This window comes from Sulfobacillus thermosulfidooxidans DSM 9293 (genome assembly GCF_900176145.1).
GTDB classification, from domain to species: domain Bacteria; phylum Bacillota; class Sulfobacillia; order Sulfobacillales; family Sulfobacillaceae; genus Sulfobacillus; species Sulfobacillus thermosulfidooxidans.
The window spans coordinates 3,069,305-3,095,308 of record NZ_FWWY01000001.1 but is presented as its reverse complement, the minus strand read 5'-3'; the positions used below and the strand labels follow the sequence as shown (position 1 = coordinate 3,095,308).

Here is a 26,004-nt window from a genome sequence, read left to right as displayed (position 1 = left end):
CACTTAGTTCATCCTCTTTTCTTGATGAATCCGTTGAAAAATCGGTTCGAGGGTAGACTGGACAAATTCTGGAGTCATGTCGACAACGAACGCATCCATGGCAAGCTCTGATCCCGCCAAGTATTTAATTTTTCCCTGCCCTCGATCAATCGGCAGAAAATCCCAGCGCAAATGGTAGGCAGAGGACTTCTGCACTTCTTGATACAAGGCCATCACCAACGCGGTGCGAAGGCCAAAGTATGTGTCATAGGTGCGCACGATATGCTGCATCAGCCGCACACCCTCCCCAACTTCTTCCTCAGTTAATTCCGCGAGATGGGCGACATGCCGCTGAGGCACTAACCACAATTGATACGGCATCCGTGGGGCATAAGGCACTTCAATGCGCCACAAGTCATTGGCCATAATATAGGGACCATGAGGCTCATGAAAATGACATAGTGGGCAGGTTGACAAAAATTGCTGCCGTTCCCGCTGTAACCGGGGCGGAATATACGGATATGCATAAATTTGGCCATGAGGATGAGCGATACTTGCTCCAACCTTACTCCCACGGTTTTCAAAGACCACGATGGCTTGAATGCTCGCATCTTGCATCAATGCTTTGGTCCTATCCATCCACACATGCCAAATTAATGTCCCGTGTTCAACTGACACATAGGCTAAATCATCGTGATGGTGCGGGGAATAGACCACCACCTCGGAGGCGCCTGGGGCATGAAATGCTGGGAATTTATTCTCAAACACCGCGACATCAAACGGTACCGTTCCTACTTCAGTTCCCTCACCCGGGCAAAAAGGACAGCCCATTAGGCGTCCCGCCGTCAATGGGCGTTCCTGACGGTCAGCATTTAAACTGACCCATTCCTCAGTTAACGGATCTTGTCGCAGGACAATCATCCTGCTCCCTCCTTCGTATAACGGGATCACGTAAACTTCTTCGAAGGCCCCGGCACGAAAATTTCTACCGCCTCTCTCATGGCAGGGTCATCAATGGGCCATGAGAGTGAAGAGTCTGTCCCCTGATTTATGGTCTGGTTCAAACGCTGCCCCACCTCTTTACACGCGCGGACGACCTCCTGGGCACCTGCGGACCCGTTGATTCGATCTTCTTCACCACACCAAGGCCAGCGCAATAACGCATATGGCCATAATTCGCTTTGTGCCACATAAACAATTTGGCGTTCTAGTTGACCCATGGCTTCGGTGAACGCCTTGTTGCGCACACCAGAACATCCATTCGTGTCAGGAGTGATGATAAATAAACCACCCGTCGCCAAAGATTTAACTATCGTCATCAACATTGAGGTTCCTGACACAATTCGCTCAAAGAGTGTGGCCGGATCTTTGATATCGACCATATCCCAAGGTGCCAAATGATAAATCGTGTGAATCGTGTATTGATGACTAATCAATTCCCACACTTCGGGTGTTGTCCAGGCATTGGGCAGGCACCAGACCGGTGATTGGGCCATGGGCTTCGCTCCAACAAGAATTACTGGCTCCGACGAACCCAAAGAACGTGCTAGCTCTCTGGCCAAATGGTGGGATCCGGTTACAACTGTCGCTAGCGGTTTGCTTGGGTTAGCAGGCGCAATCGGCGGCACTGCCGTGTAATACCATATTGTCCGTCCATCCTCATGATTCTTAGTCTCACATCTCCATAATGACGTCACACATCACGCCCTTCATAGACCTCTTTGGGAGCATCTTGATCATGGCTGTTGGCCATTTCTTCTGTATTGACTGGAGCCAGAATCATTTCCACGCCTTTTTCTGCTACGCGCGGGGCAAAAAGGCGAGACGATGGACTATCACAGGTAATGATTGTCTCAATGTCCTCAATGGGAGCGATATGTGCCAAGGCTTTGACTCCCCATTTGGTCGGATCCATGACAACGACCACTCGCTCGGCATGATGGATGAACACGCGGTCAATGGCGGCCTCTTGAATATTCGGCGTGCTCATGCCTTCCTCTACATCTAGACCATGAACGCCCAGGAACAACAAATCCGTGTGTAAGTGGCGGGCCGTATATTCCGCAAAAGGTCCTACCAAAGCGTCAGATGGCGTCCGAAAATTGCCCCCTGTCAAAATAATGTGAGACCATCCTTGTTGTTGCAATTCCAACGCGATATTCGTGGAATTGGTCACAAACGTCAAATGGCGAAATCCCCGCAGAGCATGAGCAATAGCCCATGTTGTGGTTCCCGCAGAAAACGCAATGGTCATGCCAGACTCAATCAATTGAATCGCTTGTCGGGCAATCGCCTGTTTTTCGGCCTGATAGAGGCGGCGCTTAACTTCAAAGGCCAGTTCCGTGGCACTGCGCTTGACCTCAACGCCTCCTGTGACATGTTCCAATAAACGGTGCTGCTGTAGTACTCGCAGGTCCCGTCGAATGGTCATCTCGGAAACGCCCAGTTCCCGGGCTAGATCTTTGACCGATCCGCTCCCATGTTTGGCAATCCATGTTAAAACCTTTTCTTGTCGTTCACGGGGTCTCACGGGTTTAGTGCCTCCTTCGTCATATCATAACATGCTTCTAACAGATAATCACATTTTTTTGTTATTTAGTGTGATTCAAAGAATGAACCGGGCACCTATTGAGCCTTTTTGTTATCATAAAGCCATTATGACGAATTCATGGCATCTTGCATGGAACGGGAGGACAAATCGTTGAAATTTTGGTTACTCACCACAGAGTACCCCCCTTTTTTCGGTGGAGGGATTGCCACCTATGCGGGCTTGACAGCTCAGCTTTTTTCCGATTATGGCCATGAAGTCACGGTCATTGTGTATGATGAACAAGCACAGGGCAGGAAAGAACTTGTCATCGAGGGAATTCGTGTTATTCGATTTTCGTCTTTGTGGGATTCCCATCTCATGCTCGGATATCCGGCCCAACTTAGTTATGCGTATGCGAAGATTGTCGAGGATTTGATCGTCCGTGAAGGTCCTCCGGATCTCATCGAGAGTCAAGAGTATCTGGGAATTGCCGCGCATTTATTGCAGCGTAAACGCACGTTGGATCCACTTTTTGTGAACATTCCGGTGATCATCACGGCGCACAACCCAAAATTTCTTTTAGATCCGATTGACCGGGCTCCCACGTATCAATTTCCCGACTATTGGACGGGTGAGTTAGAGCGTTTTAGTTTACGAGCCGCTGATGGGGTCATCTCGCCTTCTGCGTTTTTACGGACGGCCTTAACACACAGTCTTCCTGATCTTTCGGTGGAAGTCATTCCCAATCCATATCGCGTACCGCCACAACCCGCTAAAACCTCACGCCAAGAACGCTTATTATATGTTGGCCGGCTCCAATTATTTAAAGGGATTTTAGACTTGTTAGAGGCTTTAGTGCCCTTATGGAATGACGGATTTACCTGGCCACTGGATATCGTCGGCCATGACAGTCCTTATTATCCCAAAGGTACCAGCTTTAAGTCCTATATCGACACGCGATATCAACCATATCTGCGAAAAGGGCTAATCCGTTTGCATCCGGCCATTTCTTCCGAAGAACTGGGGGCTTTTTATGCCCAAGCCGGTTGTGTGATTTTACCTTCCCGTTTCGACAATTTGCCGTACGTCTTGTTAGAAGCCATGAGTTATGAATGTGTGGTTGTCGCGACCCAAAGTGGAGGGCAAAAGGAAGTCATTATCGACGGTGAAAGTGGCTTTTTATGTCAGGCGGAACACTTAGGGCGAACCATTAAAAGGGCCACGGAACTTTCTTTGGATCAGCAATCCACAATGGGACATCAGGCCAGAACACGGGTGGCGTCATGGACCGATCCAGAGTCCATTTATGAAAAGAAAATGGATTATATCCGCTCGCTCCTTCATGGAGATCAGCCCAGGTCCTTTCCCGTGATCCGTCCTACTCCATCGTCCGAATTGATACCGGTTTCCAAACAAGGGCACCTAAGTATCGTCATTCCCTTTTATAACTTGGGGCCTTATCTTTTAGAAACTTTAGATAGTCTCATGCAACTTCCCTCATCGTTAAACAAAGAAATCATCGTTGTTGATGACGGTTCAACAGATGGTGTAAGTATTGCTACCTTGCGCAAAGCCGCCCGCACCTATCCCGATACGACAATTTATCGCACACCTAACCAAGGACTCGCTAGGGCCCGTAATTTCGGTGCCTCAAAGGCAACGGGAACTTTTTTGGCCTTTCTTGATGCCGATGATAAAGTCGATCCGCGATATTATCCCCGGGCCATCAAAATTTTACAGCATTATGATAACGTCAGTTTTGTTGGCTGTTGGGCTCAATATTTTGGAGTCGATCATCATATTTGGCCAACATGGAATCCTGAACCGCCCTATGCCCTCTTCCATAACCCTCTCAATACGAGTGCCTTGGTTTATCTTCGGGACCATTTCCTCGCCTATGGCCAAAACGATCCGGAAATGGAGTATGGAATGGAAGACTACGAAAGTCTGATCCGGATGTTGAGTCACGGATGCCATGGTGTAGCCATTCCCGAACCCTATTTCTTTTACCGGGTACGACCCCATTCCATGTCCCGTGAATTTAATCAGGCTAATCAACAATATTTATACCGGTTAATTGTGCAAAAAAACCGGACTCTGTACATGCAATATGCAGACGAACTCTTTTTTCTGTTTAACGCGAATGGTCCTCAGTATTCTGTGGATAATCCTACGGTCCCCCCTCCCCTGATGGGTGCCTGGCGTTAGAGTCCCAACGCTCCTATGCCACCATTGCCCAACAATCGCAGAAGAGAAGAAGAGAACGGAACAAAGAGGGAAAAAGGGCACAAAAAAACCGTAGACACCTCTGAGTTTAGGATGCCCCTGCCAACATGCCGGGGCAACTCGGGGGAAGGGGAATAACCCTGGCTAATAGACCGCTATTTAAATCACCAAGAATAAGGGGTTAATAATCTCCCATTTCCCGTATTGGCCGGTCCATTCTTTCTTGGCGTGTGTCGCAAAACACATGGTCAAACATAATTTTCTAAGAAAGGTTAGCGAGACACCAGGGTTAGTTGACCCAGCGTTTGCGGAAAAACCAAACGGCAATACCACCGCCACAACAAATATTGTCGCATAATCAATTGCGCCTGCGAAATATTTTTTGACGCAAACTGTAAAAGTCGTCGTTCTAAGACATAAATAATTTGACGAAAATTTCCTCGGTATGTCGTAAGCGTTCTCCTTTGCCCATGAAATAGGCATCTGTATTGATAATTGTAGAATTATTATGCCATATTTCGACGTCAGTCGTCTTGCTTTTGATGCTGAAAAATACAGGAAATTCTCGTATTCTATCTCCCGTTCTTATAATGGAAACATGCGAATCATGGTACCAATAGGAGCGTACAGTGCCTGGGCCACCATGGCTTCGTGGGCTTCCCAAGTGTTAGTGACCCGGGCGGGTTGTTGTTCAAGATAGCGTTTTACCAGTGTCGTTGGAATGTGTTTTGGATCGGTCCGTAAGGTCTGTTCGATGACTTCTAGCATTTCCACGAAAGACTCCATCATGGCTATTAACTGTCCCGCCTGGTTCGTGTTATTTGGTACACGTAACGATTTTTGCACACAGTATGTATGAAAGACCTGCAGCGCCTCGCCAAATCGGTGCAGCGCCGTCAATAGACCTGAGGCGGCCTCAACATCGACCGGTCTTTTATCTCGCCGACTTAAAACATGATTCAAAGACGATAGCGCATTGGTGCGCGCCAGCTGTATTTGCAACCGATAAAAAGCCGTTTGGTCCAACGTTAAAATATTACTGTCACAATGCATAATTAAGAATTGAAAATAGAGGCGCTGACTTTGAACGAGGTCAGCAATTGCTGTGGGCACTGACGTTCTTTGCCAGCGGGGCCATAGTAAATACGAAGCTAAAGCCAATGCCGTGCCCATAAGCGTGTCGATGACCCGTTCCTGCACCGTTTTGAGAGGAGATAAGTGATCAAAAAATGACAATAACACGACAATCTCCGCCGTCATAAAGGCACTAAACAATGTATAGTTGTAGGAAAAAACCGCGTATAATCCCACAGCCAACACCACTAAAACGCTGAGAGTCAAAAGAAGCGGATGAAAGGGCAACGCGATTAAACCACTAGCCAGCACGACGCCGGCAATCGTCCCTAAAACTCGCGCAACTCCCCGCACAACGGTTGAAAAGAAATCAGGTTTCAGAATGACTAATGTGGTCAACGGTACCCAGTATCCCCGTGGCAATGCCAATGTTCCATAAAGCCACACAGCAAACCCCAAAATCACCGCCATTCTTAGAGCATGACGAAATGCCGCTGAATGCCCCGTCAGGTTGGCTTTCAACGTGGTCACCATCGCCAAAATGGGTTCAACAATCGGCTCAACAGGCACATCAAGAACGATACTGTCATCCTCAAGAATATGATCCGCTGGCCATTTAGCCAATGCCACCAGTTCGTCCACAGCTTGCGTCACATTGTCTTGATTGGATAAGGGATGGGACGGTATTAGGCTCTGAGAAGAGGATGAGTGGAAAAGTCGCCTTGGGCCTAGGATATTATTTCTCAAGGTAGGTCGATTGAGTCGGTGATTTTGGGATTTGCGGCGAAGTTCTTGTGCCACATTGTGAAGACCTGAGATCACGCTTTCCACGTTAATCGGCGCCATAGGAAGAGCCACAGTCCCGTCTCGGACTTTAGTCTCCAAAATTTGATCCACAAACAATAAACGGATGTGTTGTATGCGGCGCAGCACATCCCATAAATATTGTCGGTAACGCGGCGAAATCAGGGAGTCACTCACTTGTCCCTCGGCCATGGCTAGGGCATAGGATAAGGTTAAATCATATTGCCGAGTGGGATGTTGAATATAGTCTGTCAGCGCCTTGATGACGGCCACCACACTGTCCGTTTCGGTGCTCTTAGGCACAATCAGCGCTAGTGTTATCATCAGTATCAGTTGCAATAGGCCGCCGGCGATCACGAGTAACGTCTGAATCCCCGCAAAATAAGGCGTGGCCGGAAATCCTGAAAAAATCACTAATCCAATCGTCGCTAAAGTTCCCACTTGTGTGGCCTGAGGAGACAGTGCGACCATCATGCCCGCAAGAAATCCGCTAGCCATGGTCACGATCATGATGCCCAGAAGGGAATGGGCCATAACACTCCCCAAGAACGACGCTAGGCCAATCCATAATACCGCAAAAGTCATCGTCCGCAATTTTTGACGGATCGTGCCGGATAAACCGGCCAGACCGGAAACCAAAGCCCCCACAGCCATCACAACGGCCGTTGAAACATGGCCTGTCAGGGTCCCGACAAGAAGCGGCAAGGCAATGCCTAGGGCGTTGCGAAATCCTGCCGAGAGGTGCAACTGGGCCGGATCATGCGTCGCCAAATTGCTTAAAATACGTTTGGTATCGAGCGTGTTCACATTGGAATCTCCTGTGTCATTTCCCTGTATGATACCAGAACCGGATAACAGCATATACTGACTGGATTGACCATTGAACGGTCCAAGGATAAACACAAAAAAACACACGCTTTAGACCAATCGATTATCGGTTAATGACCCAGCGACAGCATTAAGAAATCGCTTATCATAGTTAGTAGGGATGGATTTTCATCATATGAATTCACCAAGTTCTTACCGGTCAAAATCTTTTTAAGCGGAAAAGGGCCTAAAGATAATGGACAGGAAATTATGGTTCTGGCAAACTCCACAAAATGTATATCGCGGGTTCGGACTGGTGGTCGTGCTTGTCATCATCTGGCTATGGACTCTGCGATTATCCATAGGTCTGTTCTATCTCCATGTGCTGTTTGCGAGTCTCTGGCTCGGAACCGACACGTTCGTTACCCTCTTTCTTATCCCAGGCTTCTTACAAACACCCTTGGCCGCCCAAGCCTCTTTTTTTCGGTGGTTTTTGCCGCGCATGATGACTTTTAATCCATCGGTTGCCTTCCTAACCGTGCTAAGTGGCGTCGCGCTGAACAGCAATACGAATAGAACCTTGGCATCCCTTAAGAATCCTGACTTTGTTGGACTGGGTTTTTTACTAGTCGTGATGTTCGTAATTGGTTTTTTTAAAATTCGCCCGGTCAATCAAAAAATCCTACAGTTATGCCAACAACCATCGGTAAACTCTCAGACCATTACCACCTTACATCAGCACGTCTTAACCTTTATGCGCCTCCAACTCATAATACTGGTACTCATTTTCGGAGTCATGATATTAGCCTCTTGAACCCAGTCCCTTGGGGTCATGAGACACAGACACAGAAGCAAAGGGAAAGATGATAAGGGAAAGATGATAATTGTTGTGACGCACTGATTGCCGTGATTGGACAATCAAAATCACCCTAGAGGAGAGGTCTTTGAACATGTCACACAATTCTTCAACGGCAAGACTCATCGTCTGGATGACAATGGGATTCTTGGCTCTCGTTACGGCTAGTGGATACTGGTTTTGCTACCGAATCACGATCTCGCCTGCAATAGCCCAGCGCATCGGGAAGCGTTGGATGGGACTGTCACGTCCGGGTACCGTATTAACGCATTGGACGATTACCTGGGTCAATTACCACGGATATTTTCATCGCGACTACGAAATGCAAGGATTTTGGTGTGTCGGCACACAGGGACGGTGTTATGCAACCTATGATATCACGGTTTTTGTTAACGGCCAGTCTCCACACGTCGATCACGCCTTGATCAGCATTATCCCATCGTCTCTCACTGCGATCCAAAGGCATTCAAAGGACGGGCACTAATGTTACCCCAAAGACAGCATAGATGGTGGGGAATGGCGATAGTCCTAGCCATCGTCGGAGGATTGAGTTGGCTTTTGAATAATTTTTACTATAATGAGTACGTCATGCGCGTTCCGATTCAACCTCTTTATCACACGGTTCTCACCATCGTCCGACCTGATTTTCAGCATATTAGCCACAGTGGTTACCAGGTGGTATGGACCCAAATTTCCGGAGAAGATAACCCGGCGCAAGCCCCTTGGCATCGGGACTGGCTAATCACCATCACGGGTACCGTCAAAAATCCCTGGGGTTTGCATCACGTACATTATGACATCTATATCAATGGCCAACACGGGGGCATCGAAGGATGGTTTATTCCTCTTTCCCATCCCCTCCTCTCGTCTCATCCATAACCTCCATGCGCTACACCCTTTAAACAAGATACGACCGCTGTGCCCCGCCGTCCATTGTCAAAGATTCGGTCTTAGATGTCGGCGTTCTTTACCCTTTGGTAGCATCATGATATAGTCAAACAATGATTGACTTCGCCAAGCAGATATATCAGGAGACAGGGGATTCATTGAGCACACGGTATGATGTCATTGTGATTGGTGGCGGTCCGAGTGGGTTAATGGCAGCAATCACGGCCCAAAACGCTGGGGCCAAGACTCTATTGGTGGAAAAAGGGCACAAGCTCGGACGCAAATTAGCCATATCGGGTGGAGGGCGCTGTAATGTCACCAACGCCAAGCCCTTGGATGAACTGATAAAAAACATTCCGGGAAACGGCCGATTTATGTATTCCGCCTTGTCGCAATTCGGTAATCGTGAGATTATCCAATTTTTTGAAAACCTTGGCATTGCCTTAAAAGAAGAAGACCGAGGACGCGTCTTTCCCCGCTCCAATAAGGCCTCCACTGTCGTAAAGGCTCTAATCGACCAGCTGTTAACGGCGGGTGTCGAAATACTCCAAGACAGTCCTGTCAAAGGGTTACGGGTTCAAGACGGAAGGATTGACGGAATTGAGTTAGTTTCCGGTTCGGTTCTATTAGCCAAAGCAGTGGTCGTGGCCACTGGTGGTGCCAGCGTTCCCGCTACGGGTAGCACGGGCGACGCTTATCCTTGGGCCCGTGCTTTAGGACACCACATTGTCGATCCATATCCCACCGAAGTTCCTCTCACCAGTAATGCCACCATTATTACACAAAGGCGACTGCAAGGCTTATCTTTACAAAATGTTACTGTGCGTCTCACGGACCACAGAAAAACCTTAACCACCGAATCTGGGGATTTACTCTTTAGTCATTTTGGATTGACCGGGCCGGTAGCGTTACGGCTCAGTCATTATGTGTCCACGGCGTTGCGCCACAATCCGCACACCGCTTTGACAGCATGGATTGATTTAGCACCTCATAAGCTTGCCAATAGCCTCATGACGGCATTTTATCAGGCCAGAAATCAGGTCCCCAAGCGGCAGGTGAAGACGATTATGAACCAGAGCTGGCCGGAGAGATTAACCGAGGTTTTGTTGGAAAGCGCAGAAATTTCCAGCTCGCTTCCGGTCGCGCAATTATCCAACGCCCAAATTCACACTCTGGTGCAAACCATCAAGAACTTTCCCATCACCATAACAGGCACCTTGCCCTTAGAAAAAGCCACCGTCACCGGTGGGGGTGTGTCCATAAAAGATATCGATCCTCGCACAATGGCCTCTAAACGATGTCGCGGACTCTATTTTGCTGGAGAAGTGATTGACGTCCATGCCCACACCGGAGGTTACAATATTACTGTCGCTTTTTCCACGGGCTACGTGGCGGGTCAACATGCTGCGTTGTTTGCCCATTCCCCAGACACCGTGTTGTCATAACTTACTTGGATGATTGCCCCCAAAATTGCGCTAAGAAAATATCTCGCCCTGACGCTTGGCGGTAGCGTTGATAATGTTCGGGGTGGGTTTGATAAAAATCTTGATGATAATCTTCAGCGGGATAAAATTTTCCAGCCGGTAGAATGGGAACAACAATGGGAGCGGGAAACCGCCCACTCGCATTCAAACGGGCTTTGGATTGCTCGGCTAACGCACGCTGCTGTAAATCGTGGTAAAAAATGGCTGGACGGTAGGACGGACCACGATCGTAAAACTGACCTTGACTATCCATGGGATCAATTTGGCGCCAAAATACTTCTAAGAGTTGCTCGTATGTGATTTGACGCGGATCAAACGTAATTTGCACAGCTTCATAGTGACCCGTGGTCCCTGAACACACTTCTTCATAAGTAGGATTTTCTGTGGTGCCCCCTGTATAACCCGATACGACTTCCAGCACCCCGGGCATTTGATCAAACGGATGTACCATACACCAAAAGCATCCCCCCGCAAAAGTCGCGAGGCTCACCTGTTGCATATCACCTGCTGCCATTCACACCGCTCCTCTCTTTATGAGGTCTTGTGCTTTTGAGTATATCATGGCGACTTAGCAATAATTGCCCTGAGAATGCCCAAGGCATTCAATGTGAGCGATATCCCGATAATCCTAGACCACTGCTTGGAGGAGAGGCGAAAAGACCTCTTGAAACAGGGATAATCCCCGAATAAACCACGCTCGTAATTCCTCAAGATTATCATCGTGAATCCGCCCAGGACGGTACAGGGCAATTCGGCATGACCGTCGGTGGTCATGATCATCCCAGGTCAAGGCCCGTGGAAAATGCTGTTCGATCTCGTGACGTTGGGCCTTTAAAGCGTCAAATATCCGGTGATTAGCGACTTTATCCCCCGTGTCAATCGACAATTCGATCCGAATCCGGCCATCGCGTCCAAAGGATAGGGTATAGCTAATGCCTTTATGTCCGGAAGCGAAACTATACCATGACTGGGAAAGGGGGGTACGCTCAATGCCCATATCGCGAATCACAGCCGCCCAAAATTCCTTATATCTTTCCGCGCGGGATTCCGGCGAGGAATGATCGCGCAATTCCTCTTCAATCAAATATTGCACCGCTTCATCCATCGATAAGTTGAGCTGGCTAAGATAGACTCGAAATTGGTGCGCGAGCACTTTGGGAAGACCAATGACTATCTCTTCTTGATCCTCTGTCTGTTGCAAACGTGCATATCGCTTTAAATAACCTGCCATATCCTCTCTCTTTCCTTGTCGACCTGTGATGTTATAAAATATACTACTCATTTATTTATGACATAATTTTATATTAATTCTATCTTAATTGTATCTATCATGGTTATCATTTTTCTGTTTATATTGCCCAATCATTGTCATGATTTATTGTTCTAGCAAGAACTTATTGCAACATCCGCATTCTTTTCCCGGCACTATGCTCAAGGATACGCAGGTCGTATTCCTTGTCCATTCAAAACTCACCAATCATAAATTCATCCATGAATAATTGATGACTCCTAGCCCAACGATCAAAAACGTCCGATCAGATCCGCGTTAAGGGAGGTCCCATTTATGAGACGTGTTACAGTCCTACCCATGATTGCTAATGTTCGACATTCTTATGCTTCACCATTGCTAGTAACTGGTTAGAATCATCTCACTTATTGACTTCCAATAATGTTTGTTCATTGTCTTCATTATTCTTAATATATTCTTAGGATATTTGTTTCAAAATGTGAGAAGCCATAATGTTTCCATTATGGCTTCATGAATTTTTCTCTATAAACTAAGATAGATTGTCGATGCGGTTGATACGAAACAAAGACAAGTCATCTTCTATTGGCTCTTGCATCACCATATTGACAAGCCATTGCCCGACTAACGGCGCATATTTAAAACCCCGTCCTGAAAATCCTGCTCCTATAACGATGTGTTTACTCCCCGGCCAATAATCAATGTAAAAATTTTGATCCGGCGTCATGCTCATAATACACGGCTCATGATGTATCAAGGGAGCCCGGTCAATTCCGGACCAAATCGGTCTAATTTGATCATTCACCGTCAAGATATCCTCCACGGATATGGCACTACAGGTCTTCTCACCTGCTGTCAGCGGGACATCAGCAATAATTTTGGTTCCCCACCGTTCCTGGGGCTCCGGAAAAAATGCGATGCGGATATCTTCTAAAAGGTCGATGTTGACCATTGAGGAAAGAGGTAATGAGCTTTTAGGAACCCATAACATAAGCTGGCGAGACAGGGTGATGGGAATATTCAAGCCCCATTGGGACAGCCATGGTCCTGGTGTCACAATCGCTCGGGCGGCCGTATAATCAGTGTCCGCGGTCTTAATGGTAACATGATCAGGATGCGCTTTGACAGCTAGCACCTTCTCATTAAAATGCCATGGGATATTGTGTTCCTGGCCCCAGGCTATCATGGATCTTATGAAAGGTTCTACCGCGATCATTGCCGCACTGGGTTCCTCAATGCCGATCACATGACGGGAAATCGATAACTGAGAAAACCGTGAGCGGAGAGAAGCGGGCCCCAAAATTTTAAAGGGAACATCCAAATTCTCAGCCCATGTTTGTAGTTGAGCAATTCGGGGATCGGTTTCAACCAAAATTGTCACAGCCCCCGTCACAGCAAGCAGATCTAATGGAGCAAATGTCTGATGCATGGACCGCCATAATTCCCATGTTCTTTGTATCCATGGCAAGTACTGTTGACTAGGTTCCTGGTAGATATATTCGATGGCGCGGTTCAGACCGTGAGATGAGCCGTAACGGTGCGGAGGATGATGCTGATCAAACACAATAACGTGCAGTCCTTTTTGTCGAGCCCAATACGCAGCAAAAAGGCCGATAATTCCGGATCCGATGACCGCCACATCAAATCCTTTGATCATTTTCATGAGAGTTCACCCTGTGCGACATTTGTTGTTCTCCGTCATCGGTCTGGTTCTAACCCCAACCTTTAACGTTACCGAAAGCATGTCCTCCCGCCTACTCTACCATCCATGAAATCGTAAGACAACGCGGGTTGCCTCTTCGAGATTTCCGTCCTAAAACAATGGTTAGACTGCGAGTTGCTCCTTGAAACCGGAGCTGTACCAAAAGAAACACGATGACAGGCGGAATATCTCTGGGCGCCCAAAGGGATTTTAGTTTATCATGAAATTAATGTCGTCATTTCAGAAGACATGGAGGAAGGCGTTATGTCAGACTGGACGTTTCTCACCAACCATTCTCAGGTTCTCTTGTGTTTGGCGCGTAATGACAAGAAAGCGTTGACGGCAAGAGAAATTGCCACGATTGTCGGCATCACGGAGCGGGCGGTGCAAAGGATTCTCGACGATTTGGAAGAGGCCGGCTATATCAGTCGGTTTCGGGACGGCCGACGAAATCGTTATGAAATTCATCCCGAACTGCCCATGCGCCATCCTGCGCAGCGCGGACGGGCCGTTAAAGATCTTTTGGCAATCTTAGCTCTATCCGAAAATGGTCACGAACTGCCTTTGCATTATACGCCCCGGAAAGAATAGACCAAATGCGTGATCTAGCATGACGGCAGCAACGAGTGTTCCCAATCCCTAGGCCATGCACGAGGGGCGGGTCACATCCTGGGTTTATCATCGACCGAGAAGGTGCCCCCAGGTAATGGCAAATGACTAGGGATTATGAGAGTTCGCTGGAAAATCTTCTATAGTCGACCACAAGGCCCCCATTCAGCGAACTCTTTACGATACCGAACTAAAAGAACCGTGAGCATCAGAAGAGCGGCGTCTTATAATCCAGGGACAAACCCGGTCCTTTACTCAGCTGAGCATACGTCTGTAACTGTCTTGCCTTCGTCCTTTCCATGCAGAACCTCAACATCTAGCTTCTCGTATTGCCCACTATTTCGAATGCGCCAATAGTGACCATCAACAGGATCTCGAGCGACTAGATAGAGCCATTCATTCACGACCAGGCGTTCCACTAACGCCTGGCGGCGAAGAACCGCTGCAACCCGGGAATGAGGGGATTCGATAATCACAAAAAGACGCATAGGTTCATGACGTAACTGAGATCCATCCATCACCGATTGTCGGGGCAGACCGGTTTGCAGATCACTCTGACTTCCTTGCATGACGCCCACGAGCCCCACAACATTTTGAGTGACTTTGCTGCCACTGCCATATCCGGGATTGTGACAGGTCGAAAAGTAATATTCCATATTGATCCAATATGCGACAATCATAGGACCCGTCATGATAGCCTCCAGCGATTGTCCTTCAGCATCCTCTTCGAAATCATAGGATTGCAAAAATACTCGCCCATCCAAATCGATGTCTTCGGTGAGTGCCCGCCGCCCAATAATCATGGCCGCATTACCCGCTAATCCCCATTCGGGCTGCGTCTCTGCCCAATTTTCACTCAGGTATTGAACGGTTTGCACAGCGCGGGAACCATCTCGTCGGCTCGACGCGCCTGGCAGCGTTAAACACCGTTCTCGCGCGTTTTGTACTCCCGCCTGATGTAACGCCCAGCGTAACCGGTCAAATTCTTGACGATGGGAGTGGGGCACCGCGTCTTGATCATAAAGAGTGACCTCATCGGTGGTCGTATTATGCTCTCCCGCCAGAAATAGCGTATCATCCGGTATCACAAGACCTTGCTGTTTGAGCAAGCGGCGGACATCTGGATTATTGGCCATGGTGGCTAGAGCCCTAGCATTATTCCCGCCATGATGTCCGCCGACTGCACCACAATTCAGGGCACTAGCATAGGGGTTATTTTCCGAATGACTGCCATGCCCCATAAATAAGACCAGACGGCTAAAATTCCGGGTCATTCCCATCACGCTCAGGGCATTGCGGACCATTTGTGCTTGTTCCTCCAGGGAAAAACCCAGGTGCATACCGGGAGCCGTTGACAGATGATGACCATCTTCTCGACCCTGCCCGAGGTTCAGAAGAGTTTTTACGGGTGGATTTATCCGTTGTCCAAGCCAATCGCGCATTTGAACGGTAGCCCGAGGCCATAATGTTTTGCTAACGGCTTTAACTCCCCACGTCCATCCGCTGGCCTCGATAAATGTGAACGGGGCCATCAAATTGTACTTCAACACCGTCGTGAGACGTTCTAGCCACTGCTTGCCCCAGATAAAGTTCATATGCCGATCGACAGACTTAACCTGACCAGGTTGTGGTTCTTCGACAATCAGGGTATTCGATGACAACAAAGGCGGATAAAGATGGCGCACCTCATCTTTTGAAAACGGACGAAAGCGGATGGGCACGCCAAAAAATCCCGCAGTCCCCAGCGTTTCATACTCTCCCGTCTCTTCGAGATGACGGCGAAATCCTTCAGAGCGCACATCGATACAAAACACGACATGGGCCATAGGGCGATCCTTCGACCCCTGTCGAACCGTGCTCGACGTTGGGGGTAATCTTTGTAATAGATGATATCGAAAATGCTCTTCATAGGCTTCAAGCCATATTTGGGCCCGGGTCTCATGGTTAAAGAGCTGAATCCACGAAAGCAGTTGATCTAGCTCGTTCGTTGATAATTTCTTTATCTGGTCAAGGTCCAAATGTAGATCCTTGACTACCCGAAACACCTGTTCCACCTGCCGGAATTGCTCATAAATGAATTGTTCACGGTAAATTCCCATCGCCAGGAATTGCCATTCGTGCTCCGGTGTTTTCTTACTACGCCGATCTGTCTCTTTGCAGTGTTGGATCAATAGACGCTTCAAAGAAGGCGATGCAATCCATCTTGTCCCTTCGCGTCGATATTCCCGGCGGACATAATATTCGGCAGCATGTTTTTGAAAAAAATCCTTGATACCAGAAAGAGATCCTTTTATACCCCAGGTCTCAACACAGAGGGTCTCGACCAAGACCGCTTCATAAAACAGGCGAATCACTAAATATTCCACAAGATTGGCCGGATACTTCGTTTGCCAGACATAGTCGGATTGGTTAGCACGCCATTTAATAAAGCTCGCCCACCCAGGCAACTGACCCAAATGACGGGCTAAATAAACTGTCCAGTGTTCAGAGGGAATCCCCATTTGCATTAAAAGGGTGATCAAAGCTTTCTCGGCTTGGTCCGGCAACTGCTGAATTTTTTGTGAAAAATCACGAATTCCAACAGTCCGCCCCCAAAGATCGCGAGCAGCCAAGTCCTTCCACGCTAGATAAAATCCCTTCTCTCGGCCGGGCATGGGCCAGGCTGCCTGACCCTCATCCAAAAATGCTGCAGACCACTTGATGATTTGCGCGTTAATTTGTTCCACCGTATCCGTGTCAAGCAAGCTCTCGCACCATTCGCCAAGAGTCATTCGAGGCCCAATTTGATGGACGTCGTCTTCAACGATTTGGGCAAAGAACGCATTCCATTCTCGCCCTCCAAAATGATGATGGGACCCGTCCTCCCCGTTCTCTTTTGCCATGTCTTGCAAAAAAGAGGCAGTTCGGGAGAGCTTTTCCACAAGCACCGTCCAAAGAACATTATCGTGTTCTCCCTCAAGGGGCTGAGGGTTGCGACCTGTAGCGGAACCCGGAAACGTAACAGGTAGAGTCTCTAGGAATGAAGAATACGAAACGGGGACATATTGATTGCTGAGAATGAAAAACAATCGGCGCATCCATTCCCGAAGTCCCATGGTCGCTATCCATGGTGTATTGGCCTCATGTCGTGATTCTTGGGACAGCCGATGGTGCCACGCTTCTAAGGCGCGGTCGAGGTCATCATCTGTAATGCGTCCAGCGTGATAAAATTCCACAAATTGCTGCTCAGACAGATAACCTCGCCGTCCTAAAAGTTCGTATCCCTGATGAACCGCCTCATGAAACGGTCGGTCATCCAAACCCATTAAGGGATTACGGGCAATAAACGTGCGAATCGGCCACAACGGTGCAAGGATTTTCGCCGCCTCATCGACCATAGGGCCAATGTGCTGAGGAATATTAGCTTGGAATTCGTCCCTCGTTATGGTCTTGATTTTAGACCCACCTTTCCTGACCTGGTTTGCCATCTTGTTGCCCTATGGTGGCCCAGCCTATTTCGTGAAAAAGCATTGACATATGAAGTTTATGTCGTGAATAATAAATCGTGATTATTATAACGAAGCAGCATCACGTGAGGCAAGTACCGATAACATCCGGTCTTACGGTCTTCCGGTCTTACCTTAAGGTCAAGGAGATGGTGGCATTTTGGTTTTTGATACCCTGTGGCAATGGACCCATATTCTAGCGTTGATGATTCCCGTTCCTTTATTAGTGGCTTTTGCCATCCTGCGTCTGGTTGTGGCACCCTCGGATTTCAAGCGGTCTTCCATAGCCATCGCTGCCGTTGTCCTCTCATTCACCCTATCATGTGCCGTTTTGCTGGGGACCATTAAAGCCCCGGTCACCCTTAACGCATCTGTTTCTCTAGGTCGGTTTTTGCTGTTGCCATTGGGATTTTACGTCGATCGGTTGACAGCAGTCATGCTCTTGTTGGTAACCTTCGTCAGCACGCTTGTGCATATCTATGCCTTGCGTTATATGCGGGGCGAGCCCTACGTTCACCGGTTTATTCCGGCTCTAACCTTAACCACCTTGACGACGGTGATGTTGGTTATGGCCAATAATCTTGTCATGCTTTATGGTTTTTGGGTGCTCACCGGGCTGTCGGTCATCTATCTCGTCTCGTTAAACTGTTCGCGCCCTTGGTTCTCGTGCCGGGCAACACGCCGCATGATGGCAACGTACTTGCTCGGCGACGTGGCTTTCGGGATCGGTGTGCTAGTCATCGCGTTAACCTATAATACGGTCAATGAGCCTCAACTCTTTCACCTCGTAGACTCTTCCCGGGTTCATCCGGTGCACTTATTATCCCTTCCTCCTACCGTTCTTTTGACCCTGTCTACCCTGTTAATATTCGGCGGAATTATGGCGCGCACGGTTCAATTTCCTTTACATGCTTGGCTTGTGGACACTCTGGAGGCTCCGACACCGGTGTCCGCTTTGATGCATGCAGGGGTTGTGAATATGGGCGGATATTTGCTGGCGCGCTTGAGCCCAATGTTTGTCCTCGTCTCTCCGGTCATGTCTATTATCTTTTTTGTGGGTTTTGTGACGGCCTTTTATGGAACCAGTGTGATGTTAACCCAAAACGACATCAAACGGAGTCTCGTGTTTTCTACGATAGGACAAATGGGGTTTATGGTCATGGAAGCCGGACTGGCCGCGTACGCCTTTGTCATTTTCCATTTGGTAAGTCATGGAATCTTCAAAGCCACGATGTTCTTAGGCTCGGGTAAAGTGTCCCATCCCCATTCAAATACGCCAATGCGTCCCTTATCATGGCCTATTTGGACACTAGGTTTAATCTTTCCCGCCATCGTGTTTTACGGTATTTCTCACATTACCGGGCAAGCCATTATCGACTGGCAGCGACAAGGCATTTTGTTATTATTTGCTTGGGCAGCTATTACCCAAGCGAGCCTGAGTATTTTTCGCTTCAGCCGTTCCTGGAAACAGACGCTCGCGCTTTCCTTGCTATTAGCTTTGGTTGTAACAGCCTATCTGAGCGCCGTCAACGCTTTTCACCGTTTTCTTTCATCGACAATTGCATCGCCTTCCCATTTTGGATGGCCGGGCGGTTATGGCATGCTGGCCCTCATGATAGCCATTCTCATCCTAAGCTCATTAGCTCTCAAACTCCCTTTATCCCAGCGCTCGAGCCAAAATGCCCTCGCCTCCCAAATTGACGAACTCAAAAAGACCTTATATGTTTTTGCCGCTAATCAGTGGTATATCAATGAAATGAGTCACCAATTTCGATTGTTCACAGGAAGAATATCTTTACGTCTTGCCCCGCATCTTGGTCGACGGTCATTAACACTCTCGCCAGCCTCCTTCGGCACATCCGGGTCCAGTGCCCATACGGAGTCCCAAGAAGGAACCGATCAGATATCAGGGCTCAAATCCCGATAACAACGAAGAACGCATGCGCACAGCTCAGGCTGAAGCTACAATTCTATGGGAGGTGTTAGCGCCACGTCTACCAGAGTTGTCTTCTTTACCGGAATATGGACCGAACTGCCCCGTTTCCCGTCGTCTAACGGCCATCCAGACCCACAATCCGGGTTCGATTCCCGCCACGTCTGCCAGTTTGTAACACGTTGGTATACGTTCCCATCCTTCCGCCTACAATAGCCGTATTCGATGGTTGACAAGATCGGAAAGATAACACATGATGCGCAATAAGAAGAACGTTAAAATGAGAGAACAAAAAAAACGGAATCATTCGCTATATTCTAAAAAACCTGGATGCCATATTGATGCCACTCGCAGACTGTTAATGGGCCAGCAAGCCATTTCAGTCAATAGTCTGAAAAAAACATGCACATCTTGGTTTATCGAACATACGCCATGAGGAAGGGGGATGTGATATGCCGCCGCGCGTGGATATTCCTGAACACTTGCCGATCTCAATCGATCCTAACAGGTTGACAATCCTTTGCCGTCGCTATGGGATTCGGGAATTGGCGCTTTTCGGTTCGGTATTACGGGACGATTTTACGTCTCAGAGTGACATCGACGTGCTCTATGACGTGGAACCCACGTCACCCATCCGATCGCTGTTTGACGTGGGACGTTTGGTGGTAGACTTGGAAGAACTATTGGGCCGGCGCGTCGATGTCTCCAACAAGCAACGACTCTATCCCGTGTTGCGGGACGAAATTCTTTCGACACGGCGGGTGATTTATGCCGAAACGTGACAATTTCAGCGCGTTGACTCATATCGAGGAAGCGGTCCAACGTATCAGGCGCTGGACGGAAAGAATCTCGTACCAAAAATTTTTGGATGATGAAATCCGGCAAAGCGCCGTCATACGCCAGCTTGAAATTATCGGGGAAGCGACGGGGCGGCTGACGGCGGAATTTCTTCGTGCTCATCCTAATCTGCCATGGAATGTCATGAAAAGCATGCGCAACCTGCTCATACATGGGTACGACGAAGTCGACATCGATATGGTATGGACGACAGCCACCGAGGACATTCCCCACATTCATGCACCACTCCAGAAGCTTATATCAGAGGTGCGCAACAGCTAATCTCTTCTCGTCCACTACTCGTAGTGGATCTATGTCAATCGGTTTAACCCCCAATTTCTAGACAATAGTCCTGTTCACATGACATTTGACTGGATATCGATGCTTTGGTTAAAAATTCCAATCCAGTCAGGGGACATTTCTCCGCTTCGCTCCCCGCGTCGAGGAGACCGCCCGGCGAGCCGGACGTCCCAAGCGCGCTAGGCCGCTTCTCCGCAGCGCTTGGGACCACCTCGGCCTCCAGGCAAAACCCGCGGTCAAGAGTGAAGCGACGAGCCCGTCTCGGGCTGGCTCCTTAACACCGCACCGGGTGCATTGGTGGTGCGGTGCCCGTTTGGCACTGTGCATAATACACAGCGGGAGCCCAATTCTGCAAACTCCCATGCATGCGGCGTTCATTGTAAAAACGGATCCACTCGGCGGTCACCGTATACGCCTCCGCCAAGGTCTGAAAGACCTGATTCCGCCAACATTCCCCTTCGAGCAGACTGTGTCAGGATTCGATGTGCGCATTCTTGTTGGGAGTCGCCACCGGAATGCGTTCGTGAGTTATTCCTAAGACCTGACACCCCGCCCACCGCTGAGCCACAAATTGGGGCCCGTTGTCTCTCCCGTGGTTTCACATCCTTTCATGATGGAAATGATGCCAGAATTTTCGGCGACGATAATTGCATGGAATCGTATCGCATCACGGAGGGGATGTCTAGAAGCATTTGGGGACTTAATAGAGTCCATCACGTCTTCACACCATGCTGTCACGGACGGATCCCTTTTTTGCAGCCGATCGTGAAGCATAGCCATCGGCAGATCTTTTTCCCCGAGTCATTGTTTTAACCGTTCATTTTCGTCTACCAGACTCATGAGATCGTGGGGATGGTGCGCTGCTTTGACAGCCTCACGCACCCCACGACGCACCATCGACGGGCTGAGTGGATGGCGACGAGCAACTCATGGCGCATTTTGCGTGTCTTGAGCTTCTTGAACAATCTGTTGCTTGAATTCCGATGAATAGGTGTGATGCATCGTACACACTCTCTCTTCTGAACTGATCATGACCCTACCAGGAGAGATCGCGATTGTCTCGTCTTCTTAAGGGGCTTAAAAGATTGCCCTTTTCGTTCCGTAATACACAAACCCCTTGATTAGCCGCCTGACCATCCACCAAATGACGCCGTTAAGGGCGAAGAGACAAGGCGCTGACCCCGAAGGGGTCAACTAGAAGTGTCCTGTTGCTCGAGTAGTGGGTAATCCCATTGATTTAGAACAAGACGAAAGCAGGAGTGCCCGAAACTCGCCGACTCACGAGGGCATTCACCGCCAATCCTGACGGCGAGGCATCTCTTCGCCCCTTTGCTAAAACTTCTCGGATCCGGAACTAGACATCTCGTCGGATTCGGGTTGAAGCGGCTGAGATCGACGAACCCTCACCCCCAACAACAGCACCCCTAACCCGAAAACGACTTCGCCCATGCCACCAATCAAAAAGAGTTGGGATACCGTAATGGACGATCCCAACACCCCATACAGCAGCAACCCCACCGGGTGAGCGATGGCAAACAATAACATCAAGCTGCCTAAAAATTGAGCGCGACTCGAGGCGGGGGCCTGGGCTTGCCAATACGCTGTGAGATAAGCCTCCACGAAAAAGTTCCCCAACCCAGCCAGAAGCAGGCCGACTCCCGCCGCGAAGAACGCACCGCGTGTCAGAAAGCCGAGAAATCCGTAGCCCACTCCCATTACAATCCCCCCCGCAGCTGATCCCAAAAGGGCGCTGTAATGGGCCCCCAATTCGGATCCCAGCACTGCAATGATGTTGCCGACGGGTCGAGCCGCACTGATCAGGCTGTAGAGAGTCCCATAGGCCCCGATACGAGATCGCACGAGGGTCGGCAACCCAACCGCTAGCGGCGCAAGACTCATGTTAGCGAGCAACGCCAAGATGAGGACCCATCGCACCGGCGGGATGCGCCATAACCGTTTCAGCGTATCGAAAAAATATCGGAGATTCGGAGACGATCCTGACGGAGGGGTTTGGGCAGAGCGCCGCAACGCGGGCGCTTGTAAAATGGGTATGAGGTTGAAAAGTCCCAAAAGAAGAAGCCCAAGCTCGATGACCATGGCGGCGTGAAACCAGTCGCGGTACAGGAATAGCACCGCCGCGATTCCGAATCCGGCAAGAAAACACCCATTCTGTACCGCAAACAATCGTCCGTTGAGTTTGACCTTTTGCGCTGAACTGGCTTCCGCTGCCACGATGGCCTTACCCGTCAGTCGGACTTCTTGCCATAGCGTGGTAATCAAAAATAGAGCTCCCAGCACCAATCCTTTGACGACCACAGGATGTTGACTGAACAGGATGGTGGCCCCGATCGTCAAGAGTCCCAATCCATTTAGAACAACGAATGCCGGGGCGGGACCGGACCGATCAATCAGCTTACCGAGGTACATCAAGACGAACCGGGGAGCAACGAGACTCAGTCCCGACAACGTTATGAGCCACGGACTCGTACCGGTTCGCTGAATGGCCCATAGCGCGACGGTCGTGAAAAGACCGTCGCTCACGCCTGATATCCCATACCACATGCCTAACCACAGGGTTGGCGTTTTCATGCCCATCGTCCCCTTGCCACGATAATCATCCCGTCCGCGTTTTGTGACGAAATCCAACGCTATTTTGGGTTATTCCAACCAATGCTTCGGACCCTATGACGGGATATGACTCATTCTTAGCGTAAACTAAACGGCTTGCTTCTTCACGGACGGTATTTCGGGCAGCCTCAAGGAGTTGTTCGAATTGGGGAGAATAAAATCCGGTCAAATTCCTCGTCCCTTCGCGACAGAAGAACTCAAGAAGAAAGGCTGTCGTTATTTCCCGATACATATAAAATTAGAGGCAGTGGGAACACGAAACAAGGGGGTAACGATGCAATCTTACCCGCTCTACGGAGAAGCGAAAATATAATGTTGGGAGGCGCGCCATTCCCACCATGGTGAAAAATGAAACAGCAGAAAATCACGCTGGCTACTACGGTGGGGGCGGCGCGGTTAGAACGTAACCGCCCCATGAGGGCCGTCCACCGATTCGTGTCCACGTCCACCATAAATGCCATCGAACATGACCGAATGTGTCCTTCGGTTTCGGTTCTTGATACCCTTGCCACCGGGCTTGGCCTTCCTGTTGGTGTATGGGATGATCTCTATTTGGACCGTACAACGGAACCCAGGGAAGCTGTTACAATTTGTTATGGATTACTAAATCGCTCCGCTCCCCCGTTTGCTTGTGTAAAACGCATTGTCCGTCGATTAATTGAACTGTCTAGGGCACGGTACCAGCGTATGACGGCCGAGCTGTGTTTGTACTTGCCCATGCGGCGTGGCAACAAAATCAACCGCAACGGGCTACCTGGATTGGTCGAGCAATCGTGAAGCGTGCACTCAAAGAGGAATGGTTGGACCTCGAAATTGATACCGTGGCCATGCTAGGCAAGCAGTATCTTAAGTTAAACCGGCCAGCGCGTGCTGTGTCGGCCCTAGAAGTTGTTATAGGATTGCCAAGGCACACATCAAGGGCATGGGCCGCTGCGGCGTACAACTTAGGCGTGGCACTGTGGCGGGACGATACGACGAAGCGGAAGTAAAGTGGCGTTTCGTCGAAAGGCTAACGACGGATAGAATTCTTCGTGCTCACGTGACCATGGGGTTAGGAAACATTGCGCTTGCGCAACAACAGTATCGATCAGCCTGCAGTTGTTTCGCAAAAGCCTTTACTTTATATGCCGACATTCCATACTGCGAAACGAAGGTCATTGGTGCTCTCAACAACTGCCTCTAAGGCGATTCAGTTTCCCGGAGGTTGGATGGATCACGCGTTGTGCGACGAATGAACAGCCCGACGGTGGGTGCATGAAATCCGGCAGCTCCTTGCCCTCTTAACAGCCAAAACCCTCAAGTGTCATACACTGCCCCAGTAAGTGTGCCGGTCCAAAATACCGACACACTAAAAACTTCTATTTAAATTTATGGAACTTTTATCCACAGAGGTTTAATAACGCGCTATACTATAAAGAGTGAAAGGATTAAAAGATGAAAGAAAAATAAGGGGGTGAGAATTATGCGTTGGTGTAATATCGGTCTTATCGTGTTTGGAGCGGTGATTGGGTTTGATGTTTTGGCTATGGATCCTTTGCATCTCTTGTCTTATGTGATTTTAGGTCTTGTCATATCAGCCGCTATCACTGTTTTAAGCATTATGGCCATTATGGACAAAAAGCCTTTGATGTCCCGAAGCCTCTGGCGTGCGGCACTCGGAGCTTTATGGATGGTGTCCCCGTTATACATTGGTTTTGTGCGTTCTCCCTCGATGACAATTGTGACAGTAATGGCGGGCATTGATGTGATTAGTGTTGCCCTTTGGCAATCGCTACGGCTGTCTCATCATCGAAAACAAGATTTTACTGAAAATGCTGCCTAACGCGGTCACAAGCAGACGATATGAGAGAGCATTTTTCCCTTCGTATCTTCTTTGCTTGCCACCGCCCTCTCACTAGGGCGAAGCGTTTTAACCTTTGTCGTTTGTCCCTCACTTTTCCTCGCTTAGACCAACTTTAAGGCAATTGAACCGTCTTAGCCTCCAAACCTTTTTCTTCGCTGCGTATTAGAAAAATGGCCAAATTTTGTTCGATATGCTATGAATGGTAATGAATCACCGCTACACTATAGGAGGGGTTATGATTCATGGACCAAGAAGCGAAAAAGAAAAGTCTACGCATGATTACCTATGGTCTTTATATTCTCGCGGTGAAGGATGGTGAGGAATTAGCTGCAGGCACTGTCAACTGGTTGTCTCAAGCCTCATTTACTCCGCCGCTTATTATGGTTGGGGTCAAGAAAGATAGCCATTTGCACACATTAATTGAAAAAACCCAAAAATTTGCGATTAGTGTACTGGCACAGGATCAAAAAAATATTGCCTCAGATTTTTTCCGTCCCACCCAGCTCGATGGTGGTCAATTAAATGGCCATCCCTTCGAATTTTCACCCGACTATCAGTATCCGTTGTTAACCGAATGCCCTGCATGGTTTGAAGCAAAAGTCACAGCTACCGTGCCCGGAGGCGATCACACGGTTTATGTGGCGGAGGTTACAGATGCCGGCGTCCGGCAAGCTGACGCTATTCCGCTCATGATGCGTGACACCGGCTGGTTTTACGGCGGTTAACAACAGGTCCGACAACAACTCGGACCTGTTATTCTTTATCTTTCGGAC

The 26,004-nt window shown here is 49.0% G+C and carries 23 protein-coding genes; 13 read left to right on the top strand and 10 right to left on the bottom strand.

Going from position 1 to position 26,004, the window contains the following annotated elements:
• Positions 1 to 3: 3 nt before the first annotated feature.
• From B8987_RS15310 to B8987_RS15300, 3 genes are all read right to left on the bottom strand, one after another.
• Entirely contained in the window at positions 4 to 900 is an 897-nt protein-coding gene (locus B8987_RS15310; protein ID WP_020374049.1) for a galactose-1-phosphate uridylyltransferase, read from the bottom strand.
• A 26-nt stretch (positions 901 to 926) separates the two neighbouring features.
• On the bottom strand, positions 927 to 1,475 hold the full coding sequence (locus B8987_RS15305) for a hypothetical protein (protein ID WP_020374048.1): 549 nt from the start codon (positions 1,473 to 1,475) through the stop codon (positions 927 to 929).
• Between the two features lie 197 nt (positions 1,476 to 1,672).
• A complete protein-coding gene (locus tag B8987_RS15300) occupies positions 1,673 to 2,509 on the bottom strand; it encodes a DeoR/GlpR family DNA-binding transcription regulator (RefSeq protein WP_020374047.1) in 837 nt (278 codons plus the stop codon).
• 171 nt (positions 2,510 to 2,680) lie between these two features.
• On the opposite strand from B8987_RS15300, the gene B8987_RS15295 reads away from it, so the two are divergent.
• Positions 2,681 to 4,717, top strand: coding sequence for a glycosyltransferase (locus tag B8987_RS15295; protein ID WP_020374046.1), 2,037 nt, complete (start codon positions 2,681 to 2,683; stop codon positions 4,715 to 4,717).
• Positions 4,718 to 5,320: 603 nt separating this feature from the next.
• On the opposite strand, the gene B8987_RS15290 is transcribed toward B8987_RS15295, so the two are convergent.
• Positions 5,321 to 7,420 carry an FUSC family protein gene (locus B8987_RS15290; protein WP_020374045.1) on the bottom strand — a complete coding sequence of 700 codons (2,100 nt, stop codon included), beginning with the start codon at positions 7,418 to 7,420 and terminating at the stop codon, positions 5,321 to 5,323.
• A 256-nt stretch (positions 7,421 to 7,676) separates the two neighbouring features.
• Here B8987_RS15290 and B8987_RS15285 point away from each other — a divergent pair, with 256 nt between their 5' ends.
• From B8987_RS15285 to B8987_RS15270, 4 genes are all read left to right on the top strand, one after another.
• On the top strand, positions 7,677 to 8,234 hold the full coding sequence (locus B8987_RS15285; protein WP_020374044.1) for a hypothetical protein: 558 nt from the start codon (positions 7,677 to 7,679) through the stop codon (positions 8,232 to 8,234).
• A 136-nt stretch (positions 8,235 to 8,370) separates the two neighbouring features.
• Positions 8,371 to 8,760, top strand: coding sequence for a hypothetical protein (locus B8987_RS19440; protein WP_139793566.1), 390 nt, complete (start codon positions 8,371 to 8,373; stop codon positions 8,758 to 8,760).
• Positions 8,760 to 9,155: a hypothetical protein gene (locus B8987_RS15275; protein ID WP_020374042.1), complete on the top strand. Its 396-nt coding sequence runs from the start codon at positions 8,760 to 8,762 to the stop codon at positions 9,153 to 9,155. The genes B8987_RS19440 and B8987_RS15275 overlap by 1 nt, the downstream gene beginning before the upstream one ends.
• A 167-nt stretch (positions 9,156 to 9,322) precedes the next feature.
• Positions 9,323 to 10,609 carry a BaiN/RdsA family NAD(P)/FAD-dependent oxidoreductase gene (locus tag B8987_RS15270; RefSeq protein ID WP_020374041.1) on the top strand — a complete coding sequence of 429 codons (1,287 nt, stop codon included), beginning with the start codon at positions 9,323 to 9,325 and terminating at the stop codon, positions 10,607 to 10,609.
• Between the two features lies 1 nt (position 10,610).
• On the opposite strand, the gene msrA is transcribed toward B8987_RS15270, so the two are convergent.
• The 3 genes from msrA to B8987_RS15255 form a co-directional block, all read right to left on the bottom strand.
• On the bottom strand, positions 10,611 to 11,162 hold the full coding sequence (gene msrA, locus B8987_RS15265; protein WP_020374040.1) for a peptide-methionine (S)-S-oxide reductase MsrA: 552 nt from the start codon (positions 11,160 to 11,162) through the stop codon (positions 10,611 to 10,613).
• 114 nt (positions 11,163 to 11,276) lie between these two features.
• A complete protein-coding gene (locus tag B8987_RS15260) occupies positions 11,277 to 11,879 on the bottom strand; it encodes a DUF4268 domain-containing protein (RefSeq protein WP_020374039.1) in 603 nt (200 codons plus the stop codon).
• Between the two features lie 547 nt (positions 11,880 to 12,426).
• Positions 12,427 to 13,557, bottom strand: coding sequence for an FAD-dependent oxidoreductase (locus tag B8987_RS15255; protein ID WP_020374038.1), 1,131 nt, complete (start codon positions 13,555 to 13,557; stop codon positions 12,427 to 12,429).
• Positions 13,558 to 13,860: 303 nt separating this feature from the next.
• Here B8987_RS15255 and B8987_RS15250 point away from each other — a divergent pair, with 303 nt between their 5' ends.
• Positions 13,861 to 14,187: a helix-turn-helix transcriptional regulator gene (locus tag B8987_RS15250; RefSeq protein ID WP_020374037.1), complete on the top strand. Its 327-nt coding sequence runs from the start codon at positions 13,861 to 13,863 to the stop codon at positions 14,185 to 14,187.
• Between the two features lie 269 nt (positions 14,188 to 14,456).
• Here the strand turns inward: B8987_RS15250 and B8987_RS15245 are convergent, their stop codons facing one another.
• The gene (locus B8987_RS15245) at positions 14,457 to 17,672 is read right to left on the bottom strand and encodes a DUF2309 domain-containing protein (RefSeq protein ID WP_020374036.1); all 3,216 of its coding nucleotides are present in this window, start codon (positions 17,670 to 17,672) and stop codon (positions 14,457 to 14,459) included.
• Between the two features lie 178 nt (positions 17,673 to 17,850).
• Between B8987_RS15245 and B8987_RS15240 the strand changes: the two genes are divergently transcribed.
• The 4 genes from B8987_RS15240 to B8987_RS15230 all read left to right on the top strand — a co-directional run bounded on the left by B8987_RS15240 (position 17,851) and on the right by B8987_RS15230 (position 20,742).
• Positions 17,851 to 19,617, top strand: coding sequence for a proton-conducting transporter transmembrane domain-containing protein (locus tag B8987_RS15240; protein WP_020374035.1), 1,767 nt, complete (start codon positions 17,851 to 17,853; stop codon positions 19,615 to 19,617).
• Between the two features lie 13 nt (positions 19,618 to 19,630).
• Positions 19,631 to 19,801 carry a hypothetical protein gene (locus B8987_RS19715; protein ID WP_157782340.1) on the top strand — a complete coding sequence of 57 codons (171 nt, stop codon included), beginning with the start codon at positions 19,631 to 19,633 and terminating at the stop codon, positions 19,799 to 19,801.
• Between the two features lie 274 nt (positions 19,802 to 20,075).
• Positions 20,076 to 20,405 carry a nucleotidyltransferase family protein gene (locus tag B8987_RS15235; protein WP_020374034.1) on the top strand — a complete coding sequence of 110 codons (330 nt, stop codon included), beginning with the start codon at positions 20,076 to 20,078 and terminating at the stop codon, positions 20,403 to 20,405.
• Complete coding sequence (locus B8987_RS15230) at positions 20,392 to 20,742, top strand: HepT-like ribonuclease domain-containing protein (protein WP_020374033.1); 351 nt, start codon at positions 20,392 to 20,394, stop codon at positions 20,740 to 20,742. Before B8987_RS15235 ends, B8987_RS15230 begins: the two co-directional genes overlap by 14 nt.
• 292 nt (positions 20,743 to 21,034) lie before the next feature.
• Here the strand turns inward: B8987_RS15230 and B8987_RS15225 are convergent, their stop codons facing one another.
• Both B8987_RS15225 and B8987_RS15220 read right to left on the bottom strand, forming a co-directional pair.
• On the bottom strand, positions 21,035 to 21,166 hold the full coding sequence (locus tag B8987_RS15225; RefSeq protein ID WP_242823920.1) for a hypothetical protein: 132 nt from the start codon (positions 21,164 to 21,166) through the stop codon (positions 21,035 to 21,037).
• Between the two features lie 926 nt (positions 21,167 to 22,092).
• On the bottom strand, positions 22,093 to 23,349 hold the full coding sequence (locus tag B8987_RS15220; protein WP_084661686.1) for an MFS transporter: 1,257 nt from the start codon (positions 23,347 to 23,349) through the stop codon (positions 22,093 to 22,095).
• Positions 23,350 to 24,089: 740 nt separating this feature from the next.
• Between B8987_RS15220 and B8987_RS15205 the strand changes: the two genes are divergently transcribed.
• The 3 genes from B8987_RS15205 to B8987_RS15195 all read left to right on the top strand — a co-directional run bounded on the left by B8987_RS15205 (position 24,090) and on the right by B8987_RS15195 (position 25,956).
• Entirely contained in the window at positions 24,090 to 24,377 is a 288-nt protein-coding gene (locus B8987_RS15205; protein WP_084661684.1) for a hypothetical protein, read from the top strand.
• Positions 24,378 to 24,850: 473 nt separating this feature from the next.
• Positions 24,851 to 25,210, top strand: a complete 360-nt coding sequence (locus tag B8987_RS15200; protein WP_020372986.1) for a hypothetical protein — start codon at positions 24,851 to 24,853, stop codon at positions 25,208 to 25,210.
• Positions 25,211 to 25,473: 263 nt separating this feature from the next.
• Positions 25,474 to 25,956 (top strand): flavin reductase family protein, encoded by a 483-nt coding sequence (locus tag B8987_RS15195; RefSeq protein WP_020372987.1) that lies wholly within the window; start codon positions 25,474 to 25,476, stop codon positions 25,954 to 25,956.
• Positions 25,957 to 26,004 lie beyond the last annotated feature (48 nt).

What these genes read in the sequence shown, in the direction of transcription:
- B8987_RS15260 (WP_020374039.1), bottom strand. Translation starts at nt 11,879, where the DNA reads ATGGCAGGTTATTTAAAGCGATATGCACGTTTGCAACAGACAGAGGAT.
- msrA (WP_020374040.1), bottom strand. Translation starts at nt 11,162, where the DNA reads ATGGCAGCAGGTGATATGCAACAGGTGAGCCTCGCGACTTTTGCGGGG.
- B8987_RS19715 (WP_157782340.1), top strand. Translation starts at nt 19,631, where the DNA reads ATGCGCACAGCTCAGGCTGAAGCTACAATTCTATGGGAGGTGTTAGCG.
- B8987_RS15250 (WP_020374037.1), top strand. Translation starts at nt 13,861, where the DNA reads ATGTCAGACTGGACGTTTCTCACCAACCATTCTCAGGTTCTCTTGTGT.
- B8987_RS15230 (WP_020374033.1), top strand. Translation starts at nt 20,392, where the DNA reads ATGCCGAAACGTGACAATTTCAGCGCGTTGACTCATATCGAGGAAGCG.
- B8987_RS15275 (WP_020374042.1), top strand. Translation starts at nt 8,760, where the DNA reads ATGTTACCCCAAAGACAGCATAGATGGTGGGGAATGGCGATAGTCCTA.
- B8987_RS15195 (WP_020372987.1), top strand. Translation starts at nt 25,474, where the DNA reads ATGGACCAAGAAGCGAAAAAGAAAAGTCTACGCATGATTACCTATGGT.
- B8987_RS15245 (WP_020374036.1), bottom strand. Translation starts at nt 17,672, where the DNA reads ATGGCAAACCAGGTCAGGAAAGGTGGGTCTAAAATCAAGACCATAACG.
- B8987_RS15220 (WP_084661686.1), bottom strand. Translation starts at nt 23,349, where the DNA reads ATGAAAACGCCAACCCTGTGGTTAGGCATGTGGTATGGGATATCAGGC.
- B8987_RS15200 (WP_020372986.1), top strand. Translation starts at nt 24,851, where the DNA reads ATGCGTTGGTGTAATATCGGTCTTATCGTGTTTGGAGCGGTGATTGGG.
- B8987_RS15310 (WP_020374049.1), bottom strand. Translation starts at nt 900, where the DNA reads ATGATTGTCCTGCGACAAGATCCGTTAACTGAGGAATGGGTCAGTTTA.
- B8987_RS15305 (WP_020374048.1), bottom strand. Translation starts at nt 1,475, where the DNA reads ATGGCCCAATCACCGGTCTGGTGCCTGCCCAATGCCTGGACAACACCC.
- B8987_RS19440 (WP_139793566.1), top strand. Translation starts at nt 8,371, where the DNA reads ATGTCACACAATTCTTCAACGGCAAGACTCATCGTCTGGATGACAATG.
- B8987_RS15255 (WP_020374038.1), bottom strand. Translation starts at nt 13,557, where the DNA reads ATGAAAATGATCAAAGGATTTGATGTGGCGGTCATCGGATCCGGAATT.
- B8987_RS15235 (WP_020374034.1), top strand. Translation starts at nt 20,076, where the DNA reads ATGCCGCCGCGCGTGGATATTCCTGAACACTTGCCGATCTCAATCGAT.
- B8987_RS15285 (WP_020374044.1), top strand. Translation starts at nt 7,677, where the DNA reads ATGGACAGGAAATTATGGTTCTGGCAAACTCCACAAAATGTATATCGC.